The sequence below is a fragment of the Buchnera aphidicola (Mindarus keteleerifoliae) genome (assembly GCF_039392895.1).
Taxonomy (GTDB): Bacteria; Pseudomonadota; Gammaproteobacteria; order Enterobacterales; family Enterobacteriaceae; genus Buchnera_A; species Buchnera_A aphidicola_A.
The window spans coordinates 142,367-158,252 of record NZ_CP135027.1 but is presented as its reverse complement, the minus strand read 5'-3'; the positions used below and the strand labels follow the sequence as shown (position 1 = coordinate 158,252).

Below are 15,886 nucleotides of genomic sequence, written 5' to 3'. Positions count from 1 at the left end.
TTTTATTTCATATTGTTGAAAACAAAAACATGATTAATAATCCTACAATAATTGAAGATATATACCGTCGTAAATATTTTTTTGAATTTAAAAATAAAAGTTTATTCATAAGTACAACTAGTATTGTAGAATAATTAGCCCATATTTTTAAAGGATCCTTAATTAATAATTTAACAATAATCAAATAAACTCGTACTATAAAAAAATTATATATAAAATTAAAAGTAAAAAATTTTGCTATCAAATTAAAAAAATTTAAAAAACAAAAACTTCTTTGAAAAAAAGGAAAAAAAAATTTATTTAAATAAAATTTATAATATGAAATGTATAATCCTAAGAATATAAATATAATACTGAAAATTTCTAACCAAAATTCATTTTTTCCCAAATAATTGCTTTCTGGAAATATTTGATACAAGGGAATTAATAAAAAATGACCCAAAAATGTTGATAACATCATTAATATTATTAAAGGTATAATTTTATATATACTAAAAGAAAATTTTTGAATCACATTTTTCTTATTATAAAAAACTATAAAAATTAATCTACTAACATAAATCGATGTTAATAAACATCCTACTATACTAAATAAAAAAAATACAAGTGATCCATTATAAAACAAATATGAAAGAATTAATTCTTTGCTGTAAAATCCAGATGTAATAATAGGAAAAGAAAATAAAGATAATCCCCCTATTATAAAACTCCAATAAGTAACCGGTAAACTTTTTCGAAATCCAGGAATTTCAAATATATTTTGTTTATTCTTCGAAGCCCTAGTTACTGATCCAGCGGAAAGAAATAATAATGCTTTAAAAATAGAGTGGGTAATCAAATGAATAATTACAGCATTCCATGCATGAACACTAATTGCCAAAAACATATATCCCAACTGACTTATTGTTGAATAAGCTAAGATTTTTTTTATATCTGTTTGATATATGGCTAAAAAACTTCCTAACAATAAGGTTAATGAACCTATAACTCCTGATAAATATAATATATTAGGGGCTAAAAAGAACAAATTATGCATTCTTAGAATTAAATATATTCCGGCTGTTACCATAGTAGCTGCATGTATTAAAGCTGAAACTGGAGCAGGACCTTTCATTGCTTTAGGTAACCAAATATGAAGAGGTATTTGAGCTGATTTTCCAATTGATCCTAACAGAAAAAACAATGCAATTAATTCTAATGAATTCTTAGAATAAAAATTATGTTCCAATAAATAATTAATTTTTTCAAAATCAAATGTTTTAAACTGATAATAAGACATCATTATAGCTAATAATAAAAAAATATCTCCTAATCGAGTTATTATGAATGATTTCATAGCTGATTGAATATTTTTAACACTACTAAAATAATATCCTATAAGAAAATAAGAACAAATTCCTACTAATTCCCATCCTATGTATGTGAAAATTAAGTTTCCTGATAAAACTAATATACTCATACTAAAAACAAACAAATTAGTATAAGAAAAAAATCTAGAATTATTTTTTTCAAAACTCATGTACCAAACGCTGAAAAAATGTATCAGTAAACTTATTCCCAAAACCATAATTAACATTACTAATGATAAGCTATCTAATATTAAATTAAAATTAACAATAAATTTTTTTAAAGAAATGACAGTCCATAAATGTTTGATAACTGTTATTTTAGAATCAATTAAAAAATTAATACTTATTAATATAGTAACTATAAATGAGTAAAAAATGGATGTAGTACCTACTAATGAAGGAAAAATATTTGATTTTTTTTTTAGAAAAAATGTCAATAATAAAAATGCTACTAACGGCATCCAAAATACAGAACATATAATACTTATGCTCATTGATTTGTCTCACTTAATTTATCGGTATTTAAATCTTTGGAATATTTATATAAATGTAATAATAAAACTAAACCAATACTTACTTCTGAAGCAGCTATCGTAATTAAAAAAATATACATAATTTGACCATCTACTTGATGCCAATAACTACTCGAAACAACAAAAGCAATTGCGATAGCATTTATGATTATCTCTAATGAAATTAACATAAATAAAAAGTTTCTTCTAATAATAAGAGAATAAATTCCTAAAAAAAATAAAAGAAAAGAAAGCATTAAACCATGTGTAACAGGAATCATATTCATAATCCTTTTTTATCAATTTTACATATTTTTATAAATTTAAAAATCTTTTTATTTTCTTAACGCAAAATTTTTTTTCCCAAAATGAAAAATAATAAGTAAAACTGTTAATAATAATATTGAAATTAATTCAACCAAAATGCCATATAAACTAAATAATTTAATTCCTGTAATTTCTGTACTAATTATTTCAAAATATATTTTTTTTTCAAAAAATATGCTATTCATCTTAAATAGTATTTGAACAAATAAATAAAACAAAAAGACTGAAATAATTAATTCCATTATATTTATTTTTTCTCGTATATCACAAACACTTTTATGATTTAACATCATAATAACAAAAATAAATAAAACCATTATTGCACCTGCGTAAATAATGATTTCTAATGCCGCAGCAAAATAAGCACCTAAAGAAAAAAATACTCCTGAAATGGATATTATAGAAATAATTAAATAAAATAATGCATACATTGCATTTTTTTGAAAAATTAATAATAAAGTAGCTAAAATAGATAAGCTTCCACAAAAATAGAAAATTATTAATTGCATTTAATACTCTCTTTATAAATAATTTTAAGGAAGTAAAGTAGTTGATTTAATCGGTTTAGATTCGTTTTTTAATTCTCCTTTAAATTTACCTTTAATAGATACACCAGTATAATTATAAAAATCATAATCTGGATATTTTCCTGAAGTTGAGATTAATAAATCTTTTTTCTCATAAATTAAATTCTTACGTTTAAATTCACTTAATTCAAAATTAGGCGTTAATTGTATAGCTGCAGTTGGACATGCTTCTTCACATAATCCACAAAAAATACATCGAGAAAAATTAATCCTAAAAAACTTCGCATACCAACGTTTATTTTTTTTATTAACTTTTTTTTGTAAAGAAATACAATCTACTGGACAAACAGTAGCACATAAATTACATGCTACACATCTTTCTTCGCCTTGTTCTGTCTTTGTAAGAACAATTTTGCCTCGATAACGAAAAGATAATTTAATCTTTTCTTCAGGATATAATTTTGTTTCTCTTTTAGAAAAAATATTTTTTAAAACCACCCAAATACTTCGAAATTGACTAAAAATATTTTTTATACTTTTTTTCATAACCAAATCTAACCTTATATTTTAGAATGTTATTAACATATCAACCAAATAGAAGTTCCTAATAAATTTAATAGAGTAACAGGAAAGCACCATCTCCAACCAAATGAAATCATTTGATCATATCTAGGCCGGGGTAAAGAAGCTCGTATTAAAATAAAAAGAAATATTAAACAAATCATTTTAATTAAAAACCATATAACAGAAGGAAAAAATGGACCATAAAATCCTCCTAAAAATATAACAGTCATTAAGCCAGATAACGTTGTTATTGAAATATATTCTCCTATAAAAAATAACCCAAATTTTATTCCTGAATATTCAAGATGATAACCATCTGCTAATTCTTGTTCAGATTCTGGTTGATCAAATGGATGTCTATGAGAAATTCCCAAACTAGAAATAAAAAAAGCTATAAAACCAAAAAATTGAGGTACAATATTCCATACTTGTTTTTGACTATTTAAAATATCAAGAATATTAAAAGATCCAGCACGAAGAACAACTCCCATTAAAGATAATCCTAAAAAAATCTCATAACTTAATGTTTGAGCTGAAGCACGTAAAGCACCTAATAGAGCATATTTATTATTACTAGACCATCCGGCAAACAATATAGAATAAACTGATAAACTAGCCATCATTAAAAAAAACAAGATACCAATATTAATATCTATTATTAATAATTCCTTAGTTATAGGTATAATAGGAACTATTATTAACAAAGAAGAAAATGAAATAATAGGAGCTAATACAAATATTATTTTATTACTAAAAGGCGGAATCCAATCTTCCTTAAAAAAAATTTTAATCATATCAGCTATTAGTTGAAGCGATCCCTGCCAACCTACTCTATTTGGACCATAACGATTTTGAAACAATCCTAATAATCTTCTTTCTATTACACTTAATGAAGCAGAAAACGAAATTGTCAATAATAACAAAATTATGGTTTTAAGCATAATAAAATTCCTATTCATTTAATAAAATACATTGTTTTTCTATTTTTAAATTTTTTATATTTTTTTCTATTAGAGAAAAAGGAATATTTGGAAAACCTATGGGTAAAGAAATTATATTTTTATCTAAAAAAACAGAAAATTTTACTTTAAAAATAAATTTTTCTTTAAAATAAAAAAATGTAATAAAACTATTTTCTTTAAAACCTAACTTTATAGCAGTCAATTTATTGATTTTTATGTAAGTTGATTTTATTAATTTTAAAATAATTGAATCTTTTTGAGTTATTTCTTCGCTACCATAGATTGAATAATAAGGTACAATTTTTAGGTTTACATTTAAATAATTAACACTTTTGTTACTTTTAAAGAAAGGAATTCTATTTTTAGTATTCTTTGAAAATAAACGTAAACCCTCACATAATTTATTTTCTTTATCAATTTGAACTTTATTCCATGCTTGCGCTGAATTCCAACCTGGAAACCAAATAAAAGGAACATAAGACGCAGTTTGATTAAATGATTGATTACCCTCCATTGAAAATGAAAACATAGTATCATTATCTTTTAAACGCTGAAATTCATGAACATTTTTATCTAGAAATAAAGCCGTTCTTCCAGTATACCTATGAGGAGATCGTGCTATTTTTTGACCAAAAATTCGAAAATTTGAATTTGGAGAAATAGAAACAATTTTTTTTAATTTAGGATGTTTTTCTCCACATTGATTTACAATATCATCAAATGATATATTCTTCTTTGTTTTATCCAGAATAAAGTTTCTAAATAATGTCAACCATTTCCAACTCTCAAGAACATAAACGTTTTTATTATAGAAATTTGGATCATAAACTTTAAAAAATCTTTGTGCTCGACCTTCATAATTAACAACCGTGCCGGAACTTTCAAAAAAATTCGTACATGGTATGATCATTGTACTTTTTTCTGTTGTTAAAGTTGAAATATGATCTATAGTAATAATATTTTTGACAAATTTTAATACTTTATTAACTTTAGATTTTGATATATATCGATATAAATCATTTTCTAAAATTATTAAGGAACTATTTTTTTTAGTAACAACTTTTTCTAATGCAGTTTCAATAGACATTCCTTCTAAACATGCTACTCCTAAACTATTAGCATTAGGAGTTAATAATACTAAATTGACATTTTTATTATGTTTTTTTATTGCTTGAACAATATTAGATGCTGATTTAATTAAAGAAATACTTCTAGAATGAGAACCAGAAATGATCAATGGATTTTTAGCATTCAACAAACTGCTTGCAATTAAAGAAATCTTTTTTTCAAAAATATGATCTAACTTTTTTGTAGAAAATGAAAAGTCTTTTATTTTTTTAGCTAATAAAAAAGAAAATTCAGCTTGCTTTTCATAAGAAGCATAATAATTCCAAGAAGAAATATCATCTAATTTCGTATGATCTATGCTCGTTATAAATAATTTATTTTTCTTATCTTGAGAAATATTTAAAACTGCTTTGTTATGCCATAATGGAACATTAATTTTTTTTATCTTACCATATTGTTTTCTTTTAACTGCTTGCCTTACTGCTAATGCCATACGTGGAGAAATTTGGGTTAAATCTTCACCTAATATTAAAATAACATCACAATTTTCTATTTCGGATAAAGTAGGAACGGAAAAATTCCTATTTTTAATCAAATTTAAAATAAAATCCAACAACTCTTTTCCATCATTTGAAACACCCATAGAAAAATTTTCTTTACCTACTAATTCTTGCAATGAAAAATTACTTTCTATACTTGCTCTTGAAGAACCAATACCTATAACCTGACTTGAATTTTTAAAGATGTTTTTTATTCTAAAAAAAACATTTTCTTTATTTAAATCTAATAATTTTCCTTGTATTTTCTCCTTTAAATTTTTGGGACGATCATTTGAGTTAGAATAACTAAATCCAAATCTTCCCAAATCACATATTAAATAATGATTTACATTTTTATTAAATCTATTATCGATCTTTCTTATTTTTCCAGACCGTTCTCCTACTATAGTATTACATCCTATACTGCAATATTGACATACACTTGGAGCGTATTGCATATCCCATTTTCTAGTATAATTTTTAGAATATATTTTATCTGTAAAAACCCCTGTAGGGCAAATTTCTACTAAATTTCCAGAGTGTTCACTATTAAGCATGCCTTCGTTTAAACGTCCAAAATAAATATTATCTGCACTTCCAAATACTCCTAAATCTTTACCATCAGTATAATCCTGATAATACCTAACACACCGAAAACATTTTATACATCTATTCATTTCATGTTGTATAAAAGGTCCTAAATATTGATTTAAATGAGTTTTTTTCTTATATCTATAACGACGAGAATAATGTTCAGTCATAACAGTCATATCTTGTAAATGACAACTTCCAGCCTCTTCACATATAGGACAATCATGAGGATGATTAATCATTAATAATTCAATTATTTGTTTTCTAAAATTTATTACTTCTTTTTCCTGTACAGAAATAATTGTTTTTTTGTCCAATGGGGTCATACAAGACATGACTATTTTCCCTTTTTTATCAGTATCATTAGCATACAATTTTACAGCACATTGTCTACATGACCCTACACTTCCTAACATAGGATGCCAACAAAAATAAGGTATGTTTACCCCTGAAACTAGACAAGCTTCTAATATATTAGAAGATTTTTTAAAAGAATATTCAATATCATCTACAAAAAGTTTAAACATAAACATTTCCGATTAAATTAAAATATATGATAATTGACATTATATCTCAAAATATCAATTCTTTAATTAGTAATTATAAAAGAAATTAAATTTAAAATTTAAAATTAATAATTAAGAACCTATATTTTTTAATATAAAAAATTATCATTTTAATTTAATTCCTCTTTCAAATTCTATCCTAAAATATTTAATTGCACTTGTTAAAGGTTCCATTGCTCCTGGAGCATGAGCACAAAAAGTTTTTCCAAATGATAAACTTAAACTTAATTCTTCTAATAATTCAATATCCCCTTCCTTTCCTTTTTTTTTCGATAATGATTTTAAAATTTTTACTATCCAAGGTAAACCGTCTCTGCATGGAGTACACCAACCGCAAGATTCTCTAGAAAAAAATTTTTCAATATTGTATACTAATTTAACCATATTAATATGATTATCTACAGCCATAGCTACTGCAGTACCTAATCTACTACCGATTTTACTAACATTTTCAAAATCCATTGGAACATCAATATGCTGAGGAGTTAAAAAATCAGTTCCAGCTCCTCCTGGTTGCCAAGCTTTTAACTGAAATCCTTTTTTCATTCCATTAGCGTAATCTTCTAAAATTTCTCTAGCTGTAGTTCCAAAAGGAAGTTCCCATATTCCAGGAGTATTAACATTTCCAGAAAATCCCATCATTTTTGTTCCAGAATCAACGCTTTTTGACAAATTTTTATACCAAATATGTCCATTAGATATTATACCTGGAACATTGGATAATGTTTCTACATTGTTGATACAGGTTGGTTTTCCCCATAAACCAATTTCTACCGGAAAAGGAGGTTTGAATCTGGGATTAGCTCTCTTTCCTTCTAAAGAATTTAATAAAGCTGTTTCTTCTCCACAAATATAACGTCCAGCTCCAGTATGTATAAAAATGTTTAAACTAAAACCTGTTTTTAAGATATTTTTTCCTAAATACCCCATTTTATAAGCTTCAAAAATTGATTTTTTTAAATTCTTCAGAGCCTGGATATATTCGCCTCGTAAAAAAATATAAGCACAATGAACTTGTAAAGCAAAAGCTGCGATTATCATTCCTTCAATTAATTGATGAGGAATACTCTCCATTAACAATCTATCTTTAAACGTCCCTGGCTCCATTTCATCAGCATTACAAACTAAATATTTTGTTTTTGAAATTTTTGATTTCGAAACCATATCCCATTTCATCCCAGTATTAAATCCTGCTCCTCCTCTTCCTTTTAATTCTGATTTTTTAATTTCATCTATTATTTCTACTGGACTCATTTTGCATAAACTTTTTTTTAATGCCGAATACCCATTTTTTAACTTATATTCATTAATCCAAATAGGACTATTATTTTTTTTTAATCTCCATGTTAAAGGGTGACTCTCCGGTTTTCGAATTTTTTTATTCATAAATAAGATTCCAATATCGAAACAATTTTTTTATCAGATAAATTAAAATAAGTATCTTCATTAACCATCATACTTGGTGCTCTATCACAGCATCCTAAACAGCAAATTGGTAATAAAGTAAATTTATTATCTATTGTTGTTTGTCCTGGTTTTATTTTTAAATATTTCTCTAGTATCGATAATATTTTTTTGTATCCAACAACATAACATACTACACTATCGCAATATCGAATGACGTTCCTTCCAACTGGTTCAAGGAAAATTTGACTATAAAATGTAGCTACTTCTTGTACATATACCGAAGGAATAGACAAAATTTCTGAAATTGCATAAATAACATCTTTAGAAATCCACTTCCTCTTTTCTTGTGCTATTTTTAATGCTTCTATAACAGCAGCTTGAGGATATTCATATTTTTTTTTTTCTTCAAAAATTCTTTTTTGTTCTTCCATAGTCAGAACAATATCTAAATATTTTTTTTTCATTTTTAACGATCCACATCTGACATGACAAAATCAATGCTGCCTAAATACGTGATCAAATCTGATAATAAACTTCCTTTTATAACAGAAGGTATTTGTTGTAAATGAGCAAAACTAGGAGTCCGAATTCTAGTTCTATAACTCATTGAATCTCCATCACTGATTAAATAATAACTATTAATTCCTTTAGTTGCTTCTATCATTTGAAAACTTTCGTTTGGAGGCATTATTGGTCCCCAAGACATTTGTAAAAAATGTGTAATCATTGATTCAATATCTTTAAGAGTATTTTTTTTTAAAGGGGGGGTAGTTAAAGGATGTTCTGCTTTGAAAGAACCATTAGGCATATTATTTAAACATTGTTTTAATATTCTTAAACTTTGAAAAATTTCTTCCATTTTTAATGTTACCCTAGAATAACAATCACTAACTCCATTTCCTATTGGAATTTCAAAATCAAAATTTGAATATCCAGAATAAGGTCGTTTCTTCCGAACATCAAATTCTACCCCAGTTGCACGTAATCCAGCTCCTGTAACACCCCAATCTAAAGCCTGATCTTTATTATAAGAAGCAACTCCTTTTGAACGAGATATCAAAATAGAATTTTTTAATGCCATATCGGTATAAAACTTTAATCTCTTAGGAATCCAATTGAGAAATTTACTAAGAATTTTATCCCATCCGTTTGGAAGATCATAAGCAACTCCTCCTATTCGAAACCATGCTGGATGCATTCTTGCACCAGTAATAAACTCAATTATATCATATATTTTTTGTCTGTCGGTAAATGCTAAAAATACTGGAGTCATAGACCCTACATCTTGAATGAAGGTAGAAATATATAATAAATGACTATTTATTCTAAATAATTCAGATAACATTACTCTAATACATTTTACTCTTTCTGGAACTTTAATATTTGCTAATTTTTCTACGGCTAAAATATAAGGCATTTCATTCACACAACCTCCTAGATATTCAACTCTATCTGTATAAGGTATATAATTATGCCATGTTTGCCGTTCAGCCATTTTTTCAGCTCCTCGATGATGATAACCTATATCTGGAACACAATCGACAATTTTTTCTCCATCTAATTGTAAAACTATTCGAAAAGCACCATGAGAAGATGGATGATTTGGACCTAAATTTAAAAACATAAAATCAGAATGACTATTTTTTCTTTTCATTCCCCAAAATTCTGGAGAAAATCTTAATGCTTTAGATTCTCTTTCTTCTTTTTCTTCAGTTAATTGATAATTTTTAAATTCTGTTGCTCTTGCAGGATAATCTTTTCTTAATGGATGACCTTCCCAAGTAACTGGCATCAATATTCTTGTTAAATGAGGATGGCCTACAAAATCAATTCCAAACATTTCCCATGTTTCTCGTTCATACCAATTAGCATTAACAAAAAGTTTGGTTAAAGTTGGAATAGATAATTTTTCTTTAAATAACGAAACTTTGATTAAAATATCTAAATTCTTTTCAAACGAAATAAAATGATAAAATACTGAGAAGTCACAAATCGGAACATTTTTTCGATTTTTTCGTAATCGTTCATCAATTCCGTGTAAATCAAATAATGTTATATATGGATCTGATAAATTAGCCAAATAAGTAGCTACCTTTAACAAATCTTCAGATTCGATCCATAAGACCGGAAAATTAATTAAAGTTAATTGAAATTTAAAAATTTTTTGATCAAAGTTTTTATATAATTTTTCAATGATCAAATTATCATATTTTTTTTTATCTTTAAATTTTTTGATACGATCATTAATTATTTTATTTTTCATAAATATTTTTTTGTTTTTTATATTAATTTAATTTAAATCTAGTTTTTTGTTTTACAACTAATCTAAAAAAACCATAATAAATATTTCAAATTTCTTTTTTCTCAAAAACTTTTTATTTTTTATATATTTTTTGATTATCTATTATCCATGATAATGGACGATCTTCTTTGGTAATAGAATCTTGCAATAATAATAAAGCTTGTAAATATGCTTCTGGACGAGGTGGACAACCGGGAATATAAACATCTACTGGCAAAAATTTATCTACTCCTTGAACTACCGAATAAATATCATACATTCCTCCTGAATTAGCACAAGAACCCATTGATATAACCCATTTAGGTTCTAACATCTGATCGTATAATCGTTTAATAACAGGAACCATTTTAATAAAAGGAGTTCCTGCTATAACCATAAAATCAGCTTGTCGAGGAGAAGCTCTCAGTACTTCTGATCCAAATCTAGCTACATCATGAACCGATGTAAAAGACGTAACCATTTCTACGTAGCAACAAGATAATCCAAAATTATAAGGCCAAAGAGAATTTTTTCTTCCCCAATTAACTAAGTTTTTAACAATTTTTTTTAATTTTCCTAAAAAAACGTTTTTTTTAATAAATTGATTACTTTTTATCAATTTTTTTTCTTGTTCTTTAAAACTTTTTTTTGTACTAAAATTATCTGCTTTAGTTAAAATGTATTTCACAAAAGTACCTTTCGATTTGTTTTAATAAAAAATAGTATTAAACCAATTAAAAATACCATATTTTATAAATAAATTATGCTTTTTAACATTTAAAAAATTATACTTAAAAAAATGTTTTCATCTTTACTACATAAAATAAAGAAAGCAAAAGCATAAAAATAAATGAAACCATTTCTAATAATCCTATTATTCCTATTTTAACTGCATTAACCGACCATATATATATATATAATGCTTCCACATCAAATATTACAAAAAGAATTCCTATAAAGTAAAATTTTACTAAAAATTTTATTGAAGTATTTCCAACAGAATCAATTCCACATTCGAAAGGAAGATTTTTGTTTTTACAAAATTTTTTTTCTCCTAAAAAAAAACTAAAAGTTAACATAAAAAAACAAATAAAAAAAACAAAAAAAACAAAGATAAAAAATGAAATTAAATCCGAAGAAAATGTTGAATTAAGCATTTTAATATGAATAAAAATTAAATTTACATGTTAAAGAATAATAACATTAATTTTTGAAAAACATCGATTTTAAAAAAAGAAAAATTTTTTTAAAATCAATAAACATTTTTTACATATTTTTTTAAAATAAAAAATATACTGTAAAAATGTACATTTTTTTCAAAATAATAAAATTAAATCATCTATTTTTTTATTTTTTTTTAAAATCAAATAATATTTTCTTTCATTACCCCTTGATCAGACCCAAATAGACCCCATGTATTTACTATTAAACAATATAAAATTATATATCAAAAACACACGTCGTATCTTTAATTCATAAAAATAAAAACTAATCGATTTTAGAATCTTTTATTTATTTTAAAATTACTAATCATTTATTGCTGCTTATAAATATACAAACATACTTAATTGAGAGGAAATTTACATGAGCAAGATAATAGGAATAGATTTAGGAACTACAAATTCTTGCGTTGCTATTATGGATGGAAAACAAACTCGAGTATTAGAAAATGCTGAAGGAGACAGAACAACTCCTTCTGTAATAGCCTATACCAAAGAAAATGAAATACTAGTTGGACAACCTGCTAAAAGACAAGCTATAACTAATCCAGAAAACACTTTATTTGCAATAAAAAGATTAATCGGAAGAAAATTTAAAGATAAAGAAGTACAAAAAGATATTAAAATTATGCCTTATAAAATCGTACAATCTAATAATGGAGATGCCTGGTTAAACGTCAAAAATAAAAAAATGGCTCCACCTCAAATATCTGCTGAAGTTTTAAAAAAAATGAAAAAAACAGCGGAAGATTACTTAGGTGAACCAATTACCAAAGCAGTAATTACTGTACCTGCGTACTTTAATGATGCTCAACGACAAGCTACTAAAGATGCTGGTAAAATTGCAGGTTTAGAAGTAAAAAGAATTATCAATGAACCAACAGCAGCAGCATTAGCCTATGGATTAGATAAAGGAAAAGGAAATAGAATTGTAGCTGTGTACGATTTAGGAGGAGGTACATTCGATATTTCAATAATTGAAATAGATGATGTAGACAAAGAAAAAACCTTTGAAGTTCTTGCAACAAATGGAGATACGCATTTGGGTGGAGAAGATTTCGATAATCGACTAATCAACTATCTAGTAGATACATTTAAAAAAGAACAAGGAATTGATTTAAGAAATGATTCTTTAGCAATGCAAAGACTAAAAGAAACAGCTGAAAAAGCAAAAATAGAATTATCGTCTACTCAACAAACAGAAGTTAATTTGCCTTATATTACTGCTGATTCTACTGGTCCAAAACATCTAAATATAAAAGTAACTCGTTCTAAATTAGAATCTTTAGTAGAAGATTTAGTAATAAGATCTATTAAACCATTAAAAATGGCTTTAAAAGATGCTAATTTAAATATCGATAAAATCAATGATGTAATTTTAGTTGGAGGACAGACTAGAATGCCTATGGTTCAACAAAAAGTAGCTGAATTTTTTGGAAAAGAACCTAGAAAAGATGTTAATCCAGATGAAGCTGTTGCAGTAGGGGCTGCTGTACAGGGAGGAGTTCTTTCTGGAGATGTTAAAGACGTTTTATTATTAGATGTTTCTCCTTTGTCTCTTGGAATAGAAACTATGGGTGGAATAATGACGACACTAATCAATAAAAACACTACTATTCCAACCAAACACAGTCAAGTTTTTTCTACTGCTGAAGATAATCAATCTGCCGTAACAATACATGTTTTGCAAGGTGAAAGGAAACAAGCTTCTGCTAATAAATCATTAGGACAATTTAACCTTGACGGAATCGAAGCTGCTCCTAGAGGTATACCTCAAATTGAAGTTACTTTTGATATTGATGCAGATGGTATATTGCATGTATCTGCAAAAGATAAAAAAACAGGAAAAGAACAAAAAATTACCATAAAAGCATCTTCTGGATTAAATGAAAATGAAATTAAAAAAATGATCTCTGATGCAGAAGCCAATGCAGAAGCAGATCAAAAATTTGAAAATTTAATACAAACTAGAAATCAGGGAGATCAAATTTCTCATAATACTAAAAAGAAACTTGAAGAACATAAAGATAAAATAAACAATGAAGAAAGAGAAACTATTCTATCTTCAATCAATAATTTAGATCTCGCTCTAAAAGGAGAAGATAAAAACAATATTGAAAATAAAATTCAAGATTTATTAAAAGTATCTTCTAAATTAACTGAATTTGACTCAAAAAAAAATGATCATATTAAAAATGAAAATGCAAATGAATCTACTAAAGAAAAAGAATCAGATATTGTAGATGCAGAATTTGAAGAAATAAAAGAACCTAAAAAATAATATTTTTTTAAATATCAACTAAAGTATAATTAAAATCAATTAATCGATACCCAGCACGGGCGAGGAGTGATTCCTACGCCCGTAATATACGTTAGGAGTAAAAAAAAAGCATGGGAAAAAAAGATTATTATAAAGTTTTAGGAGTATCGAAATCATCAGAAGATAGAGATATAAAAAAAGCTTATAGACGTTTAGCAATGAAATATCATCCTGATCGAAATCAAGGTAATAAAATTGCTGAAAAAAAATTTAAAGAAATTAAAGAAGCTTATGAAGTTCTTTCTAATAATCAAAAAAGAACTGCTTATGATCAATATGGACATGCTGCATTTGAACAAGGTAATTCTGGAAGTGGTTTTCATGGAAATTTTAATACTTCTGCCGATTTTAGTGATATCTTTGGAGATGTTTTTGGAGATATTTTTGGAAATAGTAAAAAAGAAAGATCTTCTAAAGGTAAGGATTTAGAATATCAAATAGAACTAACATTAGAAGAAGCTGTACGAGGGACTGTAAAAAAAGTAAGAATTCCTTCTTTACAACATTGTTCATCATGTTATGGAACTGGTTCTAAAAACGGTCTTAAACCTAAAAAATGTTCAAGTTGTAACGGTCAAGGGAAAATACAAATGAGAAAGGGATTTTTTACAGTTCAACAAACTTGTCCTGTTTGTTACGGAAAAGGCGATATAATTAAAGTTCCTTGTAACATCTGCAGAGGGGAAGGAAAAATAGAAAAATATAAAAATTTATCTATTAAAATTCCTGCAGGGGTAGATAATAATGATCGAATTCGTTTAAACAACGAAGGTAGGCCTGGAAATTATGGAGCTCCAAATGGAGATTTGTACGTTGAAATAATAGTTAAAAACCATCCTATCTTTCAACGAAAAGAGAATGATCTATATTGTGAAGTTCCTATAAATTTTTCGATGGCAGCATTAGGAGGAGAAATTGAAGTACCCATATTAGACGGAAAAATAAAATTAAAGATTCCGTCTGAAACACAATCAGGAAAATTATTTAGAATGAGAGGAAAAGGTGTAAAATCTATTAGAACCAGATATCAAGGAGATTTATTATGTCGAGTAATAGTAGAAACACCTATTAATTTAAACGAAAAACAAAAATATCTGCTATATCAATTAGGAAAAAGTTTTGATAATTGTAAAAAAAAAAAAAATAGTCCGAAATCAAAAAGATTTTTTGATGGAGTAAAAAAATTTTTTGATGAATTAACGAGATAATTTTTTATTATATTAATAGTATTGTTTTCCAATTATTTTTTAAAATGGAAACAATACTATTCTTTTTTTTCAAAGAAAAATTAATAAACTAGAATCAATGATTCTATTAAAATATTTATTTTAATTTATTTAAAACTTTTGTTTCTCCAAAAATTTTTTTAATTTTGTTATTTATTCTTGATTTTAATCTAGCAGCTTTATTTTTATGAATTAATCCTTTTTTCGAATACTTATCTACTATAGATTGCATTTTTCTAAAAGAAAATATAATCTTTTCCTTTTTTTTAGAAAAAATAGCAATACGAACTTTTTTTATAAATGTTCTAATCATAGAACGCTTACTCATATTTAAAAGTCTTCTTTTTTTAGAAACTATAGCATCTTTTTTAGAAGATTTAAGATTAGCCAATTTCAACTACTCCACTTTTATATTTTATATATTATT

At 25.8% G+C, this 15,886-nt stretch carries 13 protein-coding genes and 1 pseudogene; 2 read left to right on the top strand and 12 right to left on the bottom strand.

Features of this window, described 5'->3' with window-relative positions; translation table 11 throughout:
• Positions 1–7: 7 nt before the first annotated feature.
• The 11 genes and pseudogenes from RJT62_RS00740 to RJT62_RS00690 all read right to left on the bottom strand — a co-directional run bounded on the left by RJT62_RS00740 (position 8) and on the right by RJT62_RS00690 (position 11,772).
• Positions 8–1,843, bottom strand: coding sequence for an NADH-quinone oxidoreductase subunit L (locus RJT62_RS00740; protein ID WP_343153866.1), 1,836 nt, complete (start codon positions 1,841–1,843; stop codon positions 8–10).
• The gene (gene nuoK / locus RJT62_RS00735; protein WP_343153955.1) at positions 1,840–2,142 is read right to left on the bottom strand and encodes an NADH-quinone oxidoreductase subunit NuoK; all 303 of its coding nucleotides are present in this window, start codon (positions 2,140–2,142) and stop codon (positions 1,840–1,842) included. The genes RJT62_RS00740 and nuoK overlap by 4 nt, the downstream gene beginning before the upstream one ends.
• A gap of 54 nt (positions 2,143–2,196) precedes the next feature.
• Positions 2,197–2,697, bottom strand: a complete 501-nt coding sequence (locus tag RJT62_RS00730) for an NADH-quinone oxidoreductase subunit J (protein WP_343153865.1) — start codon at positions 2,695–2,697, stop codon at positions 2,197–2,199.
• Positions 2,698–2,721: 24 nt separating this feature from the next.
• On the bottom strand, positions 2,722–3,267 hold the full coding sequence (gene nuoI / locus RJT62_RS00725; RefSeq protein ID WP_428994287.1) for an NADH-quinone oxidoreductase subunit NuoI: 546 nt from the start codon (positions 3,265–3,267) through the stop codon (positions 2,722–2,724).
• 26 nt (positions 3,268–3,293) lie between these two features.
• Positions 3,294–4,238 carry an NADH-quinone oxidoreductase subunit NuoH gene (nuoH, locus tag RJT62_RS00720; RefSeq protein ID WP_343153863.1) on the bottom strand — a complete coding sequence of 315 codons (945 nt, stop codon included), beginning with the start codon at positions 4,236–4,238 and terminating at the stop codon, positions 3,294–3,296.
• The gene (gene nuoG / locus RJT62_RS00715; protein WP_343153862.1) at positions 4,231–6,966 is read right to left on the bottom strand and encodes an NADH-quinone oxidoreductase subunit NuoG; all 2,736 of its coding nucleotides are present in this window, start codon (positions 6,964–6,966) and stop codon (positions 4,231–4,233) included. Before nuoG ends, nuoH begins: the two co-directional genes overlap by 8 nt.
• A gap of 144 nt (positions 6,967–7,110) precedes the next feature.
• Entirely contained in the window at positions 7,111–8,391 is a 1,281-nt protein-coding gene (nuoF, locus tag RJT62_RS00710; protein WP_343153861.1) for an NADH-quinone oxidoreductase subunit NuoF, read from the bottom strand.
• Positions 8,388–8,876, bottom strand: a complete 489-nt coding sequence (gene nuoE / locus RJT62_RS00705) for an NADH-quinone oxidoreductase subunit NuoE (protein WP_343153860.1) — start codon at positions 8,874–8,876, stop codon at positions 8,388–8,390. Before nuoE ends, nuoF begins: the two co-directional genes overlap by 4 nt.
• Positions 8,877–8,878: 2 nt before the next feature.
• On the bottom strand, positions 8,879–10,675 hold the full coding sequence (gene nuoC / locus RJT62_RS00700) for an NADH-quinone oxidoreductase subunit C/D (protein WP_343153859.1): 1,797 nt from the start codon (positions 10,673–10,675) through the stop codon (positions 8,879–8,881).
• 115 nt (positions 10,676–10,790) lie between these two features.
• A pseudogene (locus tag RJT62_RS00695) lies at positions 10,791–11,381 on the bottom strand (NuoB/complex I 20 kDa subunit family protein); the annotation flags it as partial.
• 103 nt (positions 11,382–11,484) lie between these two features.
• Positions 11,485–11,772 carry an NADH-quinone oxidoreductase subunit A gene (locus RJT62_RS00690; protein ID WP_343153858.1) on the bottom strand — a complete coding sequence of 96 codons (288 nt, stop codon included), beginning with the start codon at positions 11,770–11,772 and terminating at the stop codon, positions 11,485–11,487.
• A 505-nt stretch (positions 11,773–12,277) separates the two neighbouring features.
• Here RJT62_RS00690 and dnaK point away from each other — a divergent pair.
• Together dnaK and dnaJ are read left to right on the top strand one after the other, a co-directional pair.
• Positions 12,278–14,194, top strand: coding sequence for a molecular chaperone DnaK (gene dnaK / locus RJT62_RS00685; RefSeq protein WP_343153857.1), 1,917 nt, complete (start codon positions 12,278–12,280; stop codon positions 14,192–14,194).
• Positions 14,195–14,304: 110 nt separating this feature from the next.
• On the top strand, positions 14,305–15,441 hold the full coding sequence (dnaJ, locus tag RJT62_RS00680) for a molecular chaperone DnaJ (RefSeq protein ID WP_343153856.1): 1,137 nt from the start codon (positions 14,305–14,307) through the stop codon (positions 15,439–15,441).
• A gap of 115 nt (positions 15,442–15,556) precedes the next feature.
• Here dnaJ and rpsT read toward each other — a convergent pair whose 3' ends face one another.
• Positions 15,557–15,850, bottom strand: a complete 294-nt coding sequence (gene rpsT, locus RJT62_RS00675) for a 30S ribosomal protein S20 (protein WP_343153855.1) — start codon at positions 15,848–15,850, stop codon at positions 15,557–15,559.
• Positions 15,851–15,886: the final 36 nt, after the last annotated feature.